Genomic DNA, 18,119 nt, shown 5'->3' with positions numbered 1-18,119 from the left:
GATGCCTCCTGACCAAAAGAAACTGCAATGAGCCGCTACCGCCCACCTCGCACCGCCGGCACCGCCCTCATCACGCCCGAGGGCGAAGCGCGGATGCGTGCCGAGTTCCATGAACTCTGGCATGTACGCCGCCCCCAGGTGACCCAATCCGTCAGCGAGGCTGCTGCGCAGGGCGACCGCTCTGAAAACGCCGAGTACACCTACGGCAAAAAGATGCTGCGCGAGATCGACAGCCGCGTGCGGTTTCTCACCAAGCGGTTGGAAGCGCTCAAGGTTGTCAGCGAAAAACCCAGTGATCCCAACAAGGTCTACTTCGGGGCCTGGGTGACCATCGAAGATGAACACGGCAAAGAGTCGCGCTATCGCATCGTTGGCCCGGATGAGCTTGATCTCAAACTAGGCCTGATCAGCATCGACTCACCGCTGGCGCGGGCCTTGATCGGCAAGGCGCTGGATGCCGAAGTCCAGGTGCAGACGCCTACCGGCGAGCAGTTCGTGTACATCGTCGCAATCGACTATCCCTAGGCTCTGTACGAAAACTGTCTGCGCGTCGACCAGGCTGCGTTAAAAACAGGCTCTGAATGCTCATTTAGGGGCCTAAAGTCGCCTGCGACCCCAGCCGTTCCTCGCCTGTTTTTGCCTTGCCTGATCGCCGCTCGACGAGTTTTCGTACAGACCCTAGCGACGGGTAATCAACCCTTGGCGAGCAACGCGCGTCAGCTGCCTGATCACTTCGGGCGCGTCTTCGGCGTTGGGTGACTGGATCACCGCCAGATCGAAGCTGTCGCTGGCAAAGCGCGCCAGCGATTCGCCGTCTTCGACAAACTGGATCAGGAACGCTGCCGGGCCACCGGTACGATGTGGCCAACCATCGAGATAACGCAGCAATGTCGGCTGATGATTACCGCCAAGGAGGATTTTTGGATTGCGCTGGGTCGGGTGTGCCGTGATCGGCGCAGGACGTACTGGAGGGCGTAGTGCATTCATCGTGTCGCGTCTCTGCCTCAAAAGTCTGCGTGGCAGGTGAGAGGCAACACCGAACCAGCGCTTTAGCGGTATTTCGAAGCCTGTTTCAAGCTTCTATCGGCAACTGGATGAGTTACCTGGCGCCCCGCAAGTAGCTGTTTAAATCGGCGCATGGCAAGCATCCTAGAGAAGCCGACAGGACAGTGTCAAGAATCTCGCGCAACAAAAAAAGACCCGCACAATGCAGGTCTTTTCGTTGAGTCAGAACGGTCAGCCGCTGATGGCACGATCTACCGACAACTTGCCTGCGCCTTCGATCAGTACGGCGATGCTGACGCCGAGCAGGGTCAGGGCATATTCATAGCCGTTGTTGGCCATGAACAGACCATTGTGAATATGCACCGAGAAAATGGCGACCAGTGAGAGGAAGGCCAGCCCTAGCGCTGCCGGGCGTGCCAGCAGACCGATGACCAGCGCCAGACCGGCGAAGAACTCGGTACCACCAGCCAGGATAGCCATCAGGTGACCCGGCGCCAGGCCGATGCTTTCCATGTACTGCGCGGTGCCGGCAATGCCATAACCGCCGAACAGGCCGAAGAGTTTCTGTGAGCCGTGGGCAGCAAAGATGATACCGACGAAGATCCGCAAAACGGTCAGGCCGTAGCCAGCGCGGGTGGACAGTACCTTGTTGATCAGTGTGCTCATGCTATGTCATCCAGTGTGAGTGTGTGTTGGTTGACCGCTATATTAATCAGTAAACATAATGTTAAAAGCGCAAAAAACCCGCCATAACAATCAGTTTAGTCGATCATTTGCGTGAAGCAACTTTCTGCCCTTGAGGCTCCAACGACTCCCGCTCCCGGTCATATGCCAAAAAGTATTTATTCACACTATTAACATAGCTGACAGGACCCATTCCCACCTGCTCCATGGCAATGCGCTCGACCTGGAAAAACCACTGATTGGGGTTCAAGCCGCGGCGCCGGGCCTCGGCACGCATCCCCTGAACACGTTCCGGCCCAATGTTGTAGGCCGCCAGAACGAAAGCCATGCGCTCACGCTCATTGAGCTTGGGGCTGGCGAAAAACTTGCGACGAATCAGCGCCAGGTACTTGGCCCCGGCCTGCACATTGCTGTCCACGGACTGAATGTTATTGATCCCGACCCGTTGCGCCGCCGACGAGGTAATTTGCATCAACCCGGTCGGGCCACTGCCGCTGCGGGTACTTGGCTCCAGCGCCGACTCCTTGAACGCCAGCGCTGCCAGGTTCAACCAGTCCATGCCCTGTTCTCGGGCGTGCTTTTGCAACACCGGGCGCAGCTTCTCAAGACGTTGGCGGTCGGCGCGAGCCAACGGGTAGTGAACCTGGTACAAGCGTCGGTAAATGCGCAGGAAAGCCACATCCTCATCGGACGGGGTTTTATAGGCTTGCAGGAAGCGATCAATGCTCGCTCGCAACATCGATGCATCACGACGGACGAACCAGTATTCCTTGCCCGGCTCGCTGATGACCACCTGCCGATCGAAACGCAGCTTGGGCAGGATCTTGCCCCAGCGCTCGGCAATCGGTTGCTCGACGATGGTCAGGTGAAAAATCCCGCCCTGCACCATCTCCAGCACGTCTTCGACCGCCAGGCTCGGGTCGACCCATTCGACCTTGACCGGTGGCAGTTTGTGCAGCGCCAGCTTCTGATTGATCTGGTTGATCGCCTCACCGGCCGCGCTACCGGCGGGCAGCGCCAGGGTTTTACCGGAAAGTTGTTCAAGCCGGGTATAGCGGCGCTCGCCCTTGATCCCCACCAGCAGCAACGGCACGTTACCGCCAATCGGCTCGCTGGTACTGACCGCGTGTGCGGGCTGCGAATCGAGCAACTCCCCCGGTGCTACCAGGTCACCCTCGCCGCGCTGTAACGCGCCGAGCAATTGATCCTTGGCTTTGGGGATGATCTTGAGGGAGATTTCCTGGCCGTCACGGGCATGGCCATTGAGGTACTGTTCGAAGGCTCGCAGGCGATGGTATTCAACGCCGATGGTCTGGCCCTGGACCTCGCCGGAGCTGTTGCGGCTCTGATTGACCAGCACCCGCAGCACGCGGCTGCCGCGGATTTCAGCCAGATCGCGGACCTTGCCCGACTGAACAGCTTCCAAAGGACCCGCCAACCGTGCAACGGCCGGCATCGGCAGCAGCATCGACAAGCACAGCACTAGCAAAACCTGGAGTCGTGTCATCCGTTCTCCGGAAAGAATACTGTCCAACGTCTCGATATTTCGAGCCGTGGGTCGACAGAAACAGAGCGCCTGGAGCGCTGGCAGAGTGCGAAAGAGTGCAGCCGCGACGGCCATCTGGCTCGTCGAAGCTCTCTTCCGGCATCAAAAGACAGCTTTAACTCTTTGTAGTTCTTGATTTTTATTATAAATCTACAGCTCTGGTATGCTTTCCGGCCAAAGGCTAGGGTCACACCATGCAACTCATCGACATCGGCGTCAACCTGACCAACCCCAGTTTCGCTGACAAACACCAGGCGGTACTTGACCGTGCCTATGCTGCTGGCGTCTGCCAATTGGTGTTGACCGGTACCAGTGTCGAGGGCAGCGAACAGGCCCTGGAACTGTGCCAGCAACTGGACGAAACCGGGCAGCGATTGTTCTCCACCGCCGGTATTCACCCGCATTCGGCCAGTGACTGGAATGCCGACAGTGCTCAGCGTTTACGCAGTTTGCTTAAAGAGCCAAACGTGCGTGCAGTCGGCGAATGCGGACTGGATTTCAATCGCGATTTCTCGCCCCGTCCGCAACAGGAAAAAGTGCTCGAAGAGCATTTGGCAATGGCAGTCGAGTTGCAACTGCCGGTGTTTCTCCATGAGCGCGACGCCAGCCAGCGCCTGCTGGAAATCCTGCGTGACTTTCGCGACCAGTTGCCGGCCGCCGTGGTGCATTGCTTCACGGGTGAGCAGCGGGCGCTGTTCAGCTACCTGGACCTCGACCTGCATATCGGCATCACGGGCTGGATCTGTGACGAACGCCGCGGCACTCACCTGCACCCGCTGGTCCGCGAGATCCCGCGTGGGCGCTTGATGCTCGAAAGCGACGCACCCTATCTGTTGCCCCGCAGCCTGCGGCCCAAACCCAAGAACGGGCGCAATGAACCGGCGTATCTGACCGAAGTGCTGCGTGAAGTGGCGTTACATCGCGGCGAAAGCCTGGAAGACGTAGCGGCTCACAGCACCGCGTGTGCGCGAGCGTTTTTTGGCTTGCCGTCGGTTGATTGAACCCGCTACACCCTGCTCCCCATTGATCCACATCAAAAGTCCTTTCGCTGAGTAGCGGCACAATGCTGGCACCTTGCCAAAACTGTTTCCGCTATCAGAGAAGACCTCCATGGGTGCCTGGCTTAGCAACATTTCGCTGAAATACAAATTCTGGGCGGTCAACGCGGTCGCCTTCGTCACCACCCTGCTGCTGGTGCTGTATGCCGTGCAACTGGAGCAACAAGCGCGCAGCCAGGCTTCACAGCAGTCGGCCGTCGCTCAAGCGCGGCTGATCAGCGGCTGGCCGGTCGGCCAGGCCTTGCCTGAAGCCGAGCATTTCCTGAGCTTCGGCAAAGGCCAGATTCCCCTGCTGAACCAACAGCCATTGCCCGAGTTGAACAACGCCAACGGCTGGGTTGAAATCAATGACATGCCTCTGTTTGGCGAGAACCCGTTGATCGGTGCCGAGGTGCTTTCGCGCGCCAACGGCGAGCAGATCGCCATTCTGGCCTATGGCCCGAGTTTGAGTCAGGTGTTCGGCGAACGATTCGCCAACTACGCGGCAGCCGTGTTCATCCTGATGTTGGCGATGCTCGGTGCCTCGCAACTGTTGATCCGTTTTCTGCTCGCCCAACTCAACACCCTCAAGGACGTGATGCTGCACGTCGAAAAAACCGGCGACCTGTCGGCTCGCGTGCCACTGTCCTGTACCGATGAGGTGGGGCAGATGGCCAGCGCCTTCAACGCCATGCAGGCCGGCTACCAGCGCGTAGTCAACACCGTGGCCAATACTGCCCGCCAACTGGATCTCGGCGCGGCGCGTCTGGCCGCCAGCATGAACGACGTACGCCACGGCATGCTCGGCCAACAAAGCGAAACCGATCAGGCCGCCACCGCGATCAATGAGATGTCAGCCACGGTCTATCACATCGCCCAACATGCCGGCGCCACTCGCGACCTCTCGCAAACCGCCGACACCCTCGCCGGCAGTGGCCAGGAAGTGGTCAGCCGGGTACAACAATCCATCGCCGGACTGTCCACCGGGGTACAGCAAACCGCCGAAATGATTCAGCGTCTCGCCGAAGACAGCCAGAAAATCAACGGCGTGGTCAGTGTGATTCACAGTATCGCCGAGCAAACCAACTTGCTAGCCCTGAACGCCGCCATTGAAGCCGCACGCGCCGGGGAAATGGGCCGGGGCTTTGCGGTGGTCGCCGATGAAGTGCGCAATCTGGCCAAGCGGGTCCAGACTTCTACTGATGAAATCACCAGCATGATCTCGGCGCTGCAAGCCGGTACACGGGATGCGGTGGACTTCATGCAGGAAAGCTCATTCAAGGCCGATGACTGTGTGCAGCAGGCTCAAGAAGCTGGCGCCGCACTGGCAGAGATCACCGGCGCAGTGGCGCAGATGCGCGAAAGCAACACCCAGATTGCCGTGGCGGCGGAACAGCAGAGCCAGGTGGCAGAAGAGATGAATCGCGCAGTGGTGAGCATCCGTGACGTCACCGTGAACACCGTGCAGCAGACCGTGGATTCGGCCACCACCAGCAATGAACTGGCGACGCTGGCTGGAGAGTTGAGCAAGGCGATCGGGCAATTGAAGCTTTGAGGGCCCCATCGCGAGCAGGCTCGCTCCCACAGAGGAATGCGATCGAATGTAGGAGCGAGCCTGCTCGCGATAGCGCCAGACCAGTCAACATCAATGTTGGCCATGACACCTATCGCACCGATAGCCAACCTTGATTCGCCGCCTGCAATTGCCCCACCTATCCTTCAATCATGTGTTCAACACGGATAGAGGATTACCCACATGGGCAAACGTCACCCCAACCTTCCCGCCTGGCAATGGCGTGCATACCCGCAAAACCACCAGCACCCGACCAATCTGGTGTTGCACCTGATTGCCGTGCCGCTGTTCATCGTGGCGTTTCTGCTGATCGTTTCCGGGGTGTTCGGCCTGAGTGTTCTGAACGTTGCCATTGGAGTCGTCGGCCTGCTCGCCGCACTTGGCTTGCAACGCCACGGTCACAGCCTGGAAGCGAAAGCTTCCGAGCCGTTCAGTGACCGCAAAGATGCTGTGTCGCGCTTACTGGTCGAGCAATTCCTGACGTTCCCACGCTTTGTACTCAGCGGTGGCTGGTGGCGCGCATGGCGTAAACGCCATCACCGCTAAAAGTCTTACGCGAAAATAGTCACCGTCTGCCGGCTCAACGCAATCAATTGCCCTTCAGCGCTCCACAGCGCTGCGGCGGCGTGGCCATATCCGTCACGGGCATGTTCGATTTCCACGAGATATTTGCACCAGTCCAGCGTGCTCAACGCCAGCAACGGCTGAATGAATTCGATGGTCCAGGTCAGGGTGCTGCCCGCCGCCGGCTTCTTCAGGTGCGGCAACAATGCCGGAGGCCAGGCATCCACCAGCGCCAGAATGTGCGCCTCGGTAACCGGCTCGTCCTTGACGTCGCCACGCAAGCGAACCCAGCCGCCCATCTCCCGGGATTTATTACCGGTGAACGGCAAACCGCCGACACTCCAACGCATCGCCAGGTGGCGCATGAACTCAGGCGTTACGCCTTTGATGTAGGGCAGTTCCTGGCAATCGTCCCAGTGTTTCATCTCGGGTGCAGGCGCAGCCACCACCTCGACTTCGGAGGGACGCGAAGCGCCAAAGCTGCCCTGAACCAGGGTCACCACCTGGCCGTTCTGCACGGCTCGCCCCAGCACCTGGCTGACCGCTTTGCCTTCGCGCAATACATCCACTTCAAAACTCACGGGCACACCGGGCTCGACCGGACCGACAAAGGTGATCGCCAATGAACGCACCGGGCGATCCGCCGGGACTTTGGCGCGCATGGCTTCGTACTGCAAAGCAGCGACCAGGCCGCCGAAACTGGCGCGACCCTGAGCCCACTCCGCCGGAATAGACAGCTCATTCGGCGAACTGCGCACAGCGTCGAGCAAATCGGAAAAACGCATGGAAACCTCAAGGCCGGGAAAGGATTGAAGGATCTTAACCAGCCAGCAGCGCCTGTACAGCGCCTATTCCGGCCAAAGAGGCTGACAGATAGGCCGCCAACGGCGACGAAAGGCGATCCGCGTCAGGCTTTGAAGCAAGCCGATATGAGTTTGTCGAGCACCCTATCGGCGCGACCTTCAGCCTTGGTCATGGTTGCCCGCCAGACGGCCACGCAAGGCAGCAAGTCGGGCTCGTGCTCGGCACGGGCCAACCATTGCCAGCAATCGTGCCAGTCGCCGAGCGCTTCCTGTGCCGATTTAAGACGCGGTATGGCAGCTTTGGGCAAGCGATCCAGTTCCGGGTAGGCTTCGATCGCATAGCGCACACGTTTGATCAACAGCCGCAGGCGATGGCGGTCATGCGCGGGATCATGCAGGGCCACATCCAGTGCTTTCCATTGTTTGGCCAGGCGTTTTTCGATGCGCGTACACAAACCCTTGAGCAAGTCTTGACGCTGGGAGGCACGCAAAAAGCGTGGAAATGCGTCGAGAATCATCAATAGTTGCGCCAATTCCGGGCTGTCGGCCACAGCCGGATAGGCCTGCGCCATTTGCACCATCCGGCGTTTGGCCGCGTCTGCTTGACCGTGCGCCAGCAAATACGCCGCCAGCACTTCACGGTCGCGCAGCGGCGTGGTCAGGCTTCCGACACCCGCCGCTGCCGCTTCGAGTTGTTCGACACCGGGCAAACCGCGCAGTGGCCGCAACAAGCTGCGCAGACGGCGAACCGTCGTGCGCAAGTCATGCAGCGCTTCCGCGTCGGTGCTGGCGCTCAAGCGCGCCTGGCAGGCCAGCAAACGCACTTCCAGCCCCAATACCTTGGCCACCAACCGATTCACCAACGCAGACATCGCTCTCTCCCAAGTCGACAACCAACATCAGATCGCAAGTTTACGCCCATGCTGTCGGTAAAACCGGGTGCCGACATTGCGCGAGGTCAAGGTGGATTCAACGCCCTGCGCGGGATTCGCGAATATAGAAGCGTGCCTTCTCGGCTTTTTTAGTGCAGCCCTCATAGGCCTCGAACTGCTGCTGGGTCTTGGCCCCGGTCAGCAGCGAAAGCGCCTTGGAGTAACTCACGGTACCCGCGAAACCTTCGGCCTTGGCTATGTCCAGCTCCTGCCAGGCGGCGTCCAGTTGACTACCGCAACTGTCGCGGTAAGCAGATTTTCCTGCGCAACCGGCAAGCACCAACGCGATCAATGGCAGACAGATCCAGGCTTTCATCAATGATTCCTCAAGGTATAAAAAACAATCGTGCAGGTAAGACGGCCAATGCCGCAAAAAGTGCCTTGGTCCACCCATGGAAACTATAGCGCCCGCAAGAATACTCATGTGCCGTTATTGAGTATCGAAAAAACGACGCTAACGGCTTGACTCAGAGTCAACATGATTGAAGCACGCCCCTCATTGGGTGCATTGTTGAAGCCTGATTGATGAAGGGGCGAGTCATGAAAAAGCGTGTCGCATTGGTACTGGGCTCAGGTGGCGCCCGAGGCTATGCCCATATCGGAGTTATCCAGGAAATCGAAAGACGCGGTTATGACATTGCCTGTATCGCCGGTTGCTCCATGGGCGCCGTGGTCGGCGGTATCTACGCCGCCGGCAAACTCAACGATTACCGCGACTGGATCGAGAGCCTGGATTACCTTGATGTGCTGCGTCTGGTGGACGTGAGCTTTCGTCTTGGGGCGATACGCGGTGAGAAAGTGTTCGGGCAGATTCGCAAGATCGTTGGCGAGGTCAACATCGAAGACCTGCGCATCCCCTACACGGCCGTCGCCACCGACCTGACCAACCAGCAGGAAATCTGGTTCCAGGAAGGCTGCCTGCACCAGGCGATGCGCGCCTCGGCGGCGATCCCCAGCCTGTTCACACCGGTCATGCAAGGCAATCGCATGCTGGTCGACGGCGGCCTGCTCAATCCTCTGCCGATTGTTCCGGTGGTCTCGAGCCATTGCGACCTGATCATTGCGGTCAACCTCAACTCGACCAACCAGCGGCACTATCAGTTGCCGGTGATCCAGCGTCCCGCCGCATTCAAAAGCCGCTTCGACAACCTGATCAACTCGCTCGGTTCACGCCTGCCGTTCCGCCGCAAACAGGCCGAACAATTGCTGCTTCTGGAACAGGAGGCACTGCGCAGTGAAGCCGCCGAAATCAACCCCTGGATCGAATCCGCCGAGCCCGAAGCGCAACAACCCGCTGCCGCCCCGGAAGGCGACGGGGCGCCGAAATCCGCCACGGGCTCATTCATCATCGACAACGTTGGCCCAGCCTCGTTGCTGGACTTGATCAACCAGAGCTTCGAAGTGATGCAAACGTCATTGGCGCAGTACAAGATCGCCGGTTATCCACCGGACATCCTGATCAACGTGCCAAAGCGGGTTTGCCGGTTTTTCGAGTTCTACAAGGCGCCGGAGCTGATCGCGCTGGGACAGGAGATTGCCCGGGATACGCTGGATCGGTATGAGAATGAGCGGGATTGAACACCCTTCTCGTTCCCATGCTCCGCGTGGGAATGCATCCAGTGACGCTCCGCGTCACGACATCAACAGCCGCCGCAGAGCGGCCATAGCGGCATTCCCACGCAGAGCGTGGGAACGATCAGGCATCAAGCAACCGATACCCCACCCCAGCCTCGGTCAGGATAAACCTCGGCCGGGTCGGGTCATCCGCCAGTTTCTGGCGCAAATGCCCGACCACAATCCGCAGGTAGTGACTGTCTTCGGTGTGGGTCGGGCCCCAGATGTCCTTGAGTAACTGCTGCTGGGTGATGACCCGCCCGGCGTGGCGCGCCAGTTGCGCCAGCACCGAGTACTCCTTGCGGGTCAGCGCCACTTCAGTACCGTCCAGCAATACCCGCCGGTATGCCAGATCGACCGTCAACGGGCCGAACTTGAGCGCCGCTTCCTGGGCTTCCCCGACTGGAGCCTGCCGCAACAAGGCGCGGATCCGCGCCAAAAACTCCTGAATGCCGAACGGCTTGGTCACGTAGTCATTGGCGCCGCCATCCAGCGCTTCGACTTTCTGCCCTTCGCTGGCTCGCACTGACAGGACCAGCACCGGCACTGTCGACCATTCACGGAATTCGCGCAGCACTTGCTGGCCGTCCATGTCAGGCAGGCCGAGGTCGAGCACCAGCAAGTCCGGCTTGTTCAGCGCGGCCTGGGCCAGGCCTTCGGTGCCGGTGCCGGCCTCAAGCACTTTGTAGCCCTGGGAGGCCAGGCTGATGCGCAGGAATTTGCGGATCTGCGGTTCATCGTCAATGACCAAAATGGTCGTGGTCTGGCTCATGGCTTCAAATCAGGCAAAGGAGGTGGCAGAAGAGTAGCGCAGGCAGCGTCAGGCTTCACTTTCAAACCCCGGCTGCTCCTGCAATGGTAAGTGAATGGTGATGCAGGTGCCGCGCCCTTCGATGCCATCAGCGACGCTGATCCGTCCGCCATGGGCGCCGACCATGCCCTGACAGATCGCCAGCCCCAGCCCGGTGCCCTGCCCGCCCCGATCACCACGGGCGGCGGTGTAGAACATGTCGAAGATCTTCGCCCGTTCTTCTTCGGGAATGCCCGGCCCCTCGTCACTCACGGAAAAAAACAGCTCGCTATCATTGGCGCCGGCACTCAGCTGCAAACGGCCATGGGCCGGCGAAAAGCGTGCGGCGTTTTCCAGCACATTCACCAGCGCCTGCTCGATCAATGCGGCGTGCACATAGAGCAACGGCAACTCGCCCGGCACATCGGTGCTCACCTGCAACGGCGCCAGCACTGCACGCAAACGGTTGAGCGAACTGCCGACGATATCCGCCGGCGACACCCAATCGCGCGCCAGCTTCAAGGCGCCGTGGCCCAGGCGCGTCATGTCCAGCAGGTTCTGAATATAGCGGTCGAGCCGTTCGGCTTCATCGCGGGTGCCTTCCAGCAACTCACGGCGATCCTCCAGCGGGATCGCCTCGCCCAGCGCCAGCAAACTGTCGATGCTGCCGCGCATTGACGTCAGCGGTGTACGCAAATCATGGGACACCGACGCCAGCAAAGCGCTGCGCAATTGTTCGGTTTCACCGTGCAAACGTGCCGCCTCAAGGTCGTCGGCCAACTGCGCACGGGCCAGCGCTTGAGCCAGTGGCTGACTCAATGCAGTCAGTAAGCGCCGCCGCTGACCACTGAGCTGCTGACCCTCTTTCGGGCAAACGCCGAGCAAGCCCAACGGCCCATCATCGACCGACAACGGCCACCACCACCAGCGACCGAACGGTAACGTGCCGGTGCCCATGCCGGCCGGTTGATCGTGCTGCCAGGCCCAGTCGGCGGCAGCGCGCTCGGCTTCGGAAAACTGCAGCGGGCCACCGGTTTCGACCTTCCAGCCCCCCTGCCCGTCACGGTTAACCAGACACAATTGCAGATCGTTCCAGCCGACCAGATGCGCCGCCGCCGCGCTGATCACTGCTTGCCGGTCGGTGGCGGCGGTGAGTTTTCGCGACAGGTCGAGCAGTTCGCTGGTCTCTTGCTGAGTGTCGCGCAAGGCTTCCAGCTGTCGCCGCTGACGCGCCGCGAGGTTGCCGGTGAGCGCAGCCATCAGCAGGAAAAACAGCAGCGTCAACACGTCCTCCTCACGCTGAATCGCAAAGGAGAAGGTCGGCGGAATGAACAGGAAATCGTAGGTCAGAAATGACAACGCCGCACACGCCAGCGCCGGCCCGAGGCTACTGCGTACCGCCACCAGCAGCACCGCCGCGAGGAACACCAGCGAGATATTCGGCAGCGGCAAAATACTCGACACCGCCCACGCCAAAGCGCTGGCCAGCACCGTCGCCAACAGCGCCAGCGCATAGTCGAACCAGATCAACGAATGCACCGAACGCTGACGCGGTTGATGTTGCTGTTCATCGCTGTCGAGAACGTTGATTTCCAGCCCTCGGGCATTGCGCAACAAGCGTGAGGCCAACCCGCCGCCGAACAGTCGACGACGCCAGCGCTGACGCGACTGACCGACCAGCACCAGGCTGGCACGGCGTTCGGTGGCGTGTTGAATCAGGGTTTTCGCTACTTCGCCAGCGCGCAGCAGCACCACTTCGCCGCCCAGCCGTTCAGCCAATTGCTGAGCACTTTGCAGGCGCAAACGCGATTGCTCGTCGCGCACGCTGCCGTTGTCCACATGCACCAGGCTCCACGGCAAATGCCGACGCTGCGCGACCCGACTGGCATGCCGTACCAGACGCTCAGCCTGGGCGTCGCCATCGACGCCCACCAGCAAGCGACCGCGCACGGCCGGTGCCGCCTGCCCCAACTGTCGATAGCCGCGGCTCAGGTCATCATCGACCTGCGCCGCCGCGGTTTGCATCGCCAGTTCGCGCAGTGCCGTGAGGTTGGTTTGGGTGAAGAACGCATCGATCGCCGCTCGCGCTTGCTCTGGCACATAAACCTTGCCATCACGCAGCCGCTCGAGCAGCTCGCGCGGCGGCAGGTCGATCAACAGCAGCTCGTAGGCTTCTTGCAGCACCCAGTCTGGCAGGGTTTCGCGCACTTGCACGCCGGTAATCCCGCGCACCTGATCGTTAAGACTTTCCAGATGCTGGACGTTGACCGTGGTGAACACGTCGATGCCTGCTGACAACAACTCCTGGATATCCTGCCAGCGCTTGGCGTGGCGGCTGCCGGGGGCATTGCTGTGAGCTAGTTCATCGACCAGCACCAGTTTTGGCTTGGCCTTGAGCAGGCCATCGAGGTCCATTTCCTCAAGCATCACGCCACGGTATTCCGAGCGCACCAACGGCTGCTGCGGCAATCCGCCGAGCAGCGCTTCGGTTTCCGCCCGACCATGGGTTTCCACCACCCCGGCGATGACTTTCACGCCTTGGCGTAGCTGGGTGTGGGCGGCTTGCAACATGGCGTAGGTTTTACCGACGCCAGGAGCGGCGCCGAGAAAAACCTTGAGCCGGCCACGACCATCGCGGGGTAAATCAGCTAACAGTGCGTCGGCGCGGCCGGAGTCGCTCATTGGGGCCTCTTTTTTCAGATTGATCGTTCCCACGCTCTGCGTGGGAATGCAGCCCGGGACGCTCCGCGTCCCAGCCAAAGCGGACGCAGAGCGTCCAGTGATACATTCCCACGCAGAGCGTGGGAACGATCTTGTGTTTCTACAGCTTTTCCAGCGCGATGTTCAGCTCCAGAACATTCACCACCGGCGGTCCTACTAGCGGCTGCTCGATGTGTGCATTCATCAACTGCTCGACCGTCGATATCGGCAGGTTACGCGCCGCCGCAACCCGCGACAGTTGATAGGCAATTGCCGCCGGAGGCAAGTGTGGATCGAGGCCGCTGCCAGAGGTGGTCAGTAACGCCAAGGGCACCGGCCCCTGGCCTGGCACCAGCAGTTTATTGGCATCGTCGATCACCCGGGTCGCGAGTGCCGGATTACTCGGTGCCAGGTTGCTCGCACTGCTCGATACGGTTGCAAATGCGCCCGCCGATGGCCGTGGATGGAACCACGCATCACCGACAAAATCCTGGGCAATCAGGGACGAACCGCGCACCTTGCCATCGGCGTCACGCACCAGGCTGCCATTGGCCTGATCAGGGAACGCAACCTGGGCGACACCGGTGACCACCAGTGGATAAGCGACGCCGGTGATCAGGGTCATCAGAACAAGCAGGCTCAACGCCGGACGAATCATTGTGGACATCATCAAATCCTCAATTCAGGTAAAACGCCGCGCCCAGGGCGCGGCGTGCAGCAGTTACACCAAGTGCAGCGCAGTCAGCAGCATGTCGATCAGCTTGATACCCACGAACGGCACCACGATGCCGCCCACGCCGTAGATCAACAGGTTGCGACGCAGCAGGTGTGCAGCGCTCGCGGCCTGGACGCGTACCCCGCGCAACGCCAGCGGAATCAGCCCGACGATGATCAAGGCGTTGAAGACGATGGCCGAGAGAATCGCGCTCTGCGGACTGGTCAGGTGCATGATGTTCAGCACGCCCAGTTGCGGGTAGATCGAGGCAAACAGCGCCGGCAGGATGGCGAAGTACTTGGCCACGTCGTTGGCGATGGAAAACGTCGTCAACGCACCGCGAGTCACCAGCAACTCTTTACCGATCTGCACCACGTCCAGCAGCTTGGTCGGATCGCTGTCGAGGTCGACCATGTTCGCCGCTTCGCGCGCGGCCTGCGTCCCGTCGTTCATTGCCATGCCGACGTCAGCCTGAGCCAGTGCTGGCGCGTCGTTGGCGCCATCACCACACATGGCGACCAGACGACCGTCGTTCTGCTCATGGCGAATGCGGGCGAGTTTTTTCTCCGGCGTCGCTTCGGCCAACACGTCATCGACACCGGCTTCAGCGGCAATCGCCGCCGCGGTCAGCGGGTTATCGCCGGTCACCATGACGGTGCGAATCCCCAGCTTGCGCAGCTCGGCGAAACGCTCACGAATACCCGGTTTGACCACATCCTTGAGGTGGATCGCCCCGAGCAACTTGCCCTCGGCACACACCAGCAATGGCGTACCGCCGCTTTGGGCGATCTTGTCGATTTCCCGGGACATCGCCGGCATTATCTCGGCACGAGTCAGACCGATGAAGGCCAACACCGAGTCGACCGCACCCTTGCGGTAGACACGGCCCTGATAGTCAACGCCGGACAAGCGGGTTTCAGCACTGAACGGTACAACCGTCAGCACCTCGGCGGACGGTTCAGCCTGTGGATAAAGTCCACGCAGGTACTCGACGATCGACTTGCCTTCGGCGGTGTCGTCGGCCAGCGAAGCGAACAGCGCACCTTCGGCCAGCTCCTTGGCACTGACGCCGGGTGCTGCATAAATCGCGGTGCAGCGACGGTTACCGAAGGTGATGGTGCCGGTCTTGTCCAGCAGCAACACATGCACGTCACCCGCCGCTTCTACCGCACGGCCGGATTTGGCGATCACGTTCAGCCGCACCAGACGGTCCATGCCAGCGATACCGATGGCCGACAACAAACCGCCAATGGTGGTGGGGATCAGCGTTACCAACAGCGCCACCAGGAACACCAGTGGCAGGTTGCCGTTGGCGAAGTGGGCGAACGGCTGCAAGGTCACGACCACCACCAGGAAGATCATGGTCAGGCCGATCAGCAGAATATCCAGCGCCACTTCGTTCGGGGTTTTCTGGCGTTTGGCACCTTCAACCAGTGCAATCATGCGATCCAGCGTCGACTCACCGGGGTTGGCGGTAATGCGTACCAGCAACCAGTCGGACACCAGTCGAGTGTTGCCGGTGACCGCTGAGCGGTCACCGCCGGATTCGCGAATCACTGGCGCGGACTCACCGGTAATCGCCGCTTCGTTGACCGCGGCAATACCTTCGATCACCTCGCCGTCACCGGGAATCATCTCGCCGGCTTCAACGCGAACCACATCGCCTTTGCGCAGGCTGACCGCTGGCACTACCTGAAAGCTGCCATCGGCTTTTTTACGCCGAGCGCTCAAGCCTTCGCTGCCGGCCTTGAGGCTGTCGGCGCGGGCCTTGCCGCGACCTTCGGCCAGGGCTTCGGCGAAGTTCGCGAACAACACGGTGAACCACAGCCACAGGGCGATTTGCGCCGCGACAAACGTCGGCACTGCCGGATCTGGAATCACGCACAACACAGTGGTGAGGATCGCAGTCAGCTCGACCACCAGCATCACCGGCGAGCGCTTCAACTGCCGTGGGTCGAGCTTGACGAAGGCTTGCACCAGCGCCGGCCGCCACAGGGCCGAGATCGCGGTTTTCGGTTGCTCGACAGGTTGCGCCGGCACAACGTGTGGTGCGGCTTTTTTCGATACACGAACGGGCATATTCATCATCAAATCCCTCAGAAGCCTATGCTCAAGTGTTCAGCGATAGGACCCAACGCCAGGGTCGGCAGGAAGGTCAGGCCACCCACCAGCAAAATGGTCACGGTCAGCAAAGTGACGAACAGCGGGCCATGGGTCGGGAAGCTGTTCTGGCCTATCGGTGCGGTTTTCTTCATCGCCAGGCTGCCGGCCAGGGCCAATACCGGGAGGATGTAGCCGAAGCGCCCGATCAGCATGCCCAGGCCCAGCATCAGGTTATGGAATGGCGTGTTGGCGTTCAGGCCGCCGAATGCCGAGCCGTTGTTGGCGCTGGCGGAGGTGTAGGCGTACAGCAACTGGCTGAAACCGTGGGGGCCGGGGTTGCTGATCGTTCCCGCAGGGCCAGGCAGGCTCGCCGCAATGGCACCCAGCACCAGTACGCCGACCGGCATCACCAGCAAGGTGACGACCAACAGTTGTACTTCCTTGGCTTGCAGTTTCTTGCCGAGGTATTCCGGTGTACGTCCGATCATCAGACCGGCGAGGAACACCGCGATCAGCACGTTGAGCAACATGCCGTAGAGGCCGGCGCCGACGCCGCCGAAGATCACTTCGCCGACCATCATGTTGATCAGCGCGACCATGCCGCTCAGCGGGTTGAGGCTGTCGTGCATACCGTTGACCGAGCCGTTGGAGGCCGCGGTGGTGGTCACCGACCAGAGTACGGTCGCCGTGGTGCCGAAACGTGCTTCCTTGCCTTCCAGCGGTGCTGCCTGTTCGACCGCGACGTTGTTCAAGGTCGGGTTCGGCTGGTACTCAGCCCACAGCGATACCGCACCACCGATCAGGAACAGCGCGAGCATGCAGGCGATGATCGCCCGGCTCTGACGCAGGTCCTTGACGTAATGGCCGAAGGTAAACACCAGTGCCACCGGGATCAGGATGATCGACGTGACTTCGAACAGGTTGCTCCAGGCCGTCGGATTCTCGAACGGGTGCGCCGAGTTGACGCCGAAGAAGCCACCGCCGTTGGTGCCCAATTGCTTGATCGCAATCTGGCTGGCGGCAGGACCCAGTGGGATCACTTGATCCACGCCCTGCATCGTCAGCGCATTCACATAGTGCGCGAAGGTTTGCGGCACGCCCTGCCAGACCAGGAACAGCGCCAGCAGCAGGCACAGCGGCAGCAGTCCGTAGAGGGTGGCGCGGGTCATGTCGACCCAGAAGTTACCGAGGGTTTGCGCCGATTTGCGACCGATGCCGCGACACAAGGCAACCAGAACAGCCAGGCCGGTGGCGGCGCTGACGAAGTTCTGCACCGTGAGGCCGATCATCTGGCTCAGGTAGCTCAGGGACGCTTCACCGCTGTAGGACTGCCAGTTGGTGTTGGTCATGAAGCTGACGGCGGTGTTGAACGCCTGCGTCCACTCCTGCCCCGGCAGGTTCTGCGGGTTGAGTGGCAAGTAGTCCTGAAACAACAGGATCGCGAACAACAGCAAAAAGCCCGCGAGGTTAAACGCGAGCAACGCCAGGGTGTATTTCTGCCAACTCTGTTCACTCTGCGGATCGACCCCGGCCACGCGATAACAACCGCGCTCAACGGGCCCGAGGATCGGCGTCAGCCAGGTGCGCTGGCCTTCCATCACCTTGTAGTAGAACCGTCCCAGGAACGGTGCCGGAATCAGCACCACGGCGAAGAACGCGAGGATCAGCCAATAGTCATAACTGTGCATAGCCGCTCCTAGTGCTGATCCGCGCGCAACAGCGCAACCAGTAGATAAATGAACAGTCCCACCGCCAACAGCAGGGACACCCCGTCCAGAACACTCATGGAATTTCTCCGTCGTACGGCAACTGCCGCGTGTGGCGCAATTGTCCGCAGGAAGGCTGTAAAGGAACGAGACCGAGGGGTTGGGTGTGGCATAAAGAAAGCGTAAAGAGTGGCTTTACGTGGGGGTTACAGGCCAGATTTCAGTGGTGTCAGGAACGGCCCCATCGCGGGCAAGCCTTGCTCCCACAGGTTTCACACAATCCTTGTGGGAGCGTGGCTTGCCCGCGATGGCGTCATATGAATCACCACCGCCCTCAACTGGCGCAC

General features: G+C 60.6%; 17 protein-coding genes. 5 read left to right on the top strand and 12 right to left on the bottom strand.

The features are described from left to right. Positions 1-27: 27 nt before the first annotated feature. Positions 28-525 carry a transcription elongation factor GreB gene (gene greB, locus BK658_RS21350; protein WP_054596336.1) on the top strand — a complete coding sequence of 166 codons (498 nt, stop codon included), beginning with the start codon at positions 28-30 and terminating at the stop codon, positions 523-525. Positions 526-678: 153 nt separating this feature from the next. On the opposite strand, the gene BK658_RS21345 is transcribed toward greB, so the two are convergent. The 3 genes from BK658_RS21345 to BK658_RS21335 all read right to left on the bottom strand — a co-directional run bounded on the left by BK658_RS21345 (position 679) and on the right by BK658_RS21335 (position 3,196). Next, positions 679-987, bottom strand: a complete 309-nt coding sequence (locus BK658_RS21345) for a class I SAM-dependent methyltransferase (RefSeq protein ID WP_123584043.1) — start codon at positions 985-987, stop codon at positions 679-681. A 249-nt stretch (positions 988-1,236) separates the two neighbouring features. Then, positions 1,237-1,671, bottom strand: coding sequence for a DoxX family protein (locus BK658_RS21340; RefSeq protein WP_123584042.1), 435 nt, complete (start codon positions 1,669-1,671; stop codon positions 1,237-1,239). Positions 1,672-1,774: 103 nt separating this feature from the next. Then, positions 1,775-3,196, bottom strand: coding sequence for an MltF family protein (locus tag BK658_RS21335; protein ID WP_123584041.1), 1,422 nt, complete (start codon positions 3,194-3,196; stop codon positions 1,775-1,777). 233 nt (positions 3,197-3,429) lie between these two features. Between BK658_RS21335 and BK658_RS21330 the strand changes: the two genes are divergently transcribed. From BK658_RS21330 to BK658_RS21320, 3 genes are all read left to right on the top strand, one after another. Beyond that, positions 3,430-4,236 (top strand): TatD family hydrolase, encoded by an 807-nt coding sequence (locus BK658_RS21330; protein ID WP_123584040.1) that lies wholly within the window; start codon positions 3,430-3,432, stop codon positions 4,234-4,236. Positions 4,237-4,345: 109 nt separating this feature from the next. Next, complete coding sequence (locus BK658_RS21325) at positions 4,346-5,827, top strand: methyl-accepting chemotaxis protein (RefSeq protein ID WP_123584039.1); 1,482 nt, start codon at positions 4,346-4,348, stop codon at positions 5,825-5,827. A 201-nt stretch (positions 5,828-6,028) separates the two neighbouring features. After that, complete coding sequence (locus BK658_RS21320) at positions 6,029-6,391, top strand: Mpo1-like protein (RefSeq protein WP_123584038.1); 363 nt, start codon at positions 6,029-6,031, stop codon at positions 6,389-6,391. A gap of 5 nt (positions 6,392-6,396) precedes the next feature. Here BK658_RS21320 and BK658_RS21315 read toward each other — a convergent pair whose 3' ends face one another. The 3 genes from BK658_RS21315 to BK658_RS21305 form a co-directional block, all read right to left on the bottom strand. Continuing rightward, the gene (locus BK658_RS21315) at positions 6,397-7,194 is read right to left on the bottom strand and encodes an acyl-CoA thioesterase (RefSeq protein ID WP_123584037.1); all 798 of its coding nucleotides are present in this window, start codon (positions 7,192-7,194) and stop codon (positions 6,397-6,399) included. Positions 7,195-7,316: 122 nt separating this feature from the next. Beyond that, a complete protein-coding gene (locus BK658_RS21310) occupies positions 7,317-8,084 on the bottom strand; it encodes a CHAD domain-containing protein (protein ID WP_123584036.1) in 768 nt (255 codons plus the stop codon). A gap of 97 nt (positions 8,085-8,181) precedes the next feature. Next, positions 8,182-8,460, bottom strand: coding sequence for a hypothetical protein (locus tag BK658_RS21305; RefSeq protein ID WP_054596327.1), 279 nt, complete (start codon positions 8,458-8,460; stop codon positions 8,182-8,184). A 224-nt stretch (positions 8,461-8,684) separates the two neighbouring features. On the opposite strand from BK658_RS21305, the gene BK658_RS21300 reads away from it, so the two are divergent. Continuing rightward, a complete protein-coding gene (locus BK658_RS21300) occupies positions 8,685-9,722 on the top strand; it encodes a patatin-like phospholipase family protein (RefSeq protein WP_123584035.1) in 1,038 nt (345 codons plus the stop codon). 118 nt (positions 9,723-9,840) lie between these two features. Here the strand turns inward: BK658_RS21300 and BK658_RS21295 are convergent, their stop codons facing one another. The 6 genes from BK658_RS21295 to kdpF all read right to left on the bottom strand — a co-directional run bounded on the left by BK658_RS21295 (position 9,841) and on the right by kdpF (position 17,852). After that, positions 9,841-10,530, bottom strand: coding sequence for a response regulator (locus BK658_RS21295; protein ID WP_123584034.1), 690 nt, complete (start codon positions 10,528-10,530; stop codon positions 9,841-9,843). A 48-nt stretch (positions 10,531-10,578) separates the two neighbouring features. Further along, positions 10,579-13,230, bottom strand: a complete 2,652-nt coding sequence (locus BK658_RS21290) for a sensor histidine kinase (RefSeq protein ID WP_123584033.1) — start codon at positions 13,228-13,230, stop codon at positions 10,579-10,581. A 139-nt stretch (positions 13,231-13,369) separates the two neighbouring features. Further along, a complete protein-coding gene (kdpC, locus tag BK658_RS21285) occupies positions 13,370-13,915 on the bottom strand; it encodes a potassium-transporting ATPase subunit KdpC (protein ID WP_123584126.1) in 546 nt (181 codons plus the stop codon). Between the two features lie 54 nt (positions 13,916-13,969). Continuing rightward, positions 13,970-16,048 (bottom strand): potassium-transporting ATPase subunit KdpB, encoded by a 2,079-nt coding sequence (kdpB, locus tag BK658_RS21280; protein WP_123584032.1) that lies wholly within the window; start codon positions 16,046-16,048, stop codon positions 13,970-13,972. Between the two features lie 11 nt (positions 16,049-16,059). Continuing rightward, entirely contained in the window at positions 16,060-17,754 is a 1,695-nt protein-coding gene (kdpA, locus tag BK658_RS21275; RefSeq protein WP_123584031.1) for a potassium-transporting ATPase subunit KdpA, read from the bottom strand. Between the two features lie 8 nt (positions 17,755-17,762). Further along, positions 17,763-17,852, bottom strand: coding sequence for a K(+)-transporting ATPase subunit F (gene kdpF, locus BK658_RS21270; protein ID WP_019692955.1), 90 nt, complete (start codon positions 17,850-17,852; stop codon positions 17,763-17,765). Between the last annotated feature and the right edge of the window lie 267 nt (positions 17,853-18,119).

Origin of the sequence: Pseudomonas brassicacearum, assembly GCF_003732175.1 — a bacterium.
Lineage (GTDB): Bacteria > Pseudomonadota > Gammaproteobacteria > Pseudomonadales > Pseudomonadaceae > Aquipseudomonas > Aquipseudomonas brassicacearum_G.
Note: the sequence above shows the minus strand (reverse complement) of the source record. Positions and strands in the feature narration are given on the sequence as shown.

Excerpts from the sequence above, each read along its gene's own strand:
- greB (WP_054596336.1), top strand. The coding sequence starts at position 28 with ATGAGCCGCTACCGCCCACCTCGCACCGCCGGCACCGCCCTCATCACG.
- BK658_RS21335 (WP_123584041.1), bottom strand. The coding sequence starts at position 3,196 with ATGACACGACTCCAGGTTTTGCTAGTGCTGTGCTTGTCGATGCTGCTG.
- BK658_RS21330 (WP_123584040.1), top strand. The coding sequence starts at position 3,430 with ATGCAACTCATCGACATCGGCGTCAACCTGACCAACCCCAGTTTCGCT.
- BK658_RS21325 (WP_123584039.1), top strand. The coding sequence starts at position 4,346 with ATGGGTGCCTGGCTTAGCAACATTTCGCTGAAATACAAATTCTGGGCG.
- BK658_RS21305 (WP_054596327.1), bottom strand. The coding sequence starts at position 8,460 with ATGAAAGCCTGGATCTGTCTGCCATTGATCGCGTTGGTGCTTGCCGGT.
- BK658_RS21340 (WP_123584042.1), bottom strand. The coding sequence starts at position 1,671 with ATGAGCACACTGATCAACAAGGTACTGTCCACCCGCGCTGGCTACGGC.
- BK658_RS21290 (WP_123584033.1), bottom strand. The coding sequence starts at position 13,230 with ATGAGCGACTCCGGCCGCGCCGACGCACTGTTAGCTGATTTACCCCGC.
- BK658_RS21300 (WP_123584035.1), top strand. The coding sequence starts at position 8,685 with ATGAAAAAGCGTGTCGCATTGGTACTGGGCTCAGGTGGCGCCCGAGGC.
- kdpA (WP_123584031.1), bottom strand. The coding sequence starts at position 17,754 with ATGCACAGTTATGACTATTGGCTGATCCTCGCGTTCTTCGCCGTGGTG.
- BK658_RS21295 (WP_123584034.1), bottom strand. The coding sequence starts at position 10,530 with ATGAGCCAGACCACGACCATTTTGGTCATTGACGATGAACCGCAGATC.
- BK658_RS21310 (WP_123584036.1), bottom strand. The coding sequence starts at position 8,084 with ATGTCTGCGTTGGTGAATCGGTTGGTGGCCAAGGTATTGGGGCTGGAA.
- kdpF (WP_019692955.1), bottom strand. The coding sequence starts at position 17,852 with ATGAGTGTTCTGGACGGGGTGTCCCTGCTGTTGGCGGTGGGACTGTTC.
- BK658_RS21320 (WP_123584038.1), top strand. The coding sequence starts at position 6,029 with ATGGGCAAACGTCACCCCAACCTTCCCGCCTGGCAATGGCGTGCATAC.
- BK658_RS21345 (WP_123584043.1), bottom strand. The coding sequence starts at position 987 with ATGAATGCACTACGCCCTCCAGTACGTCCTGCGCCGATCACGGCACAC.
- BK658_RS21315 (WP_123584037.1), bottom strand. The coding sequence starts at position 7,194 with ATGCGTTTTTCCGATTTGCTCGACGCTGTGCGCAGTTCGCCGAATGAG.
- kdpC (WP_123584126.1), bottom strand. The coding sequence starts at position 13,915 with ATGTCCACAATGATTCGTCCGGCGTTGAGCCTGCTTGTTCTGATGACC.
- kdpB (WP_123584032.1), bottom strand. The coding sequence starts at position 16,048 with ATGAATATGCCCGTTCGTGTATCGAAAAAAGCCGCACCACACGTTGTG.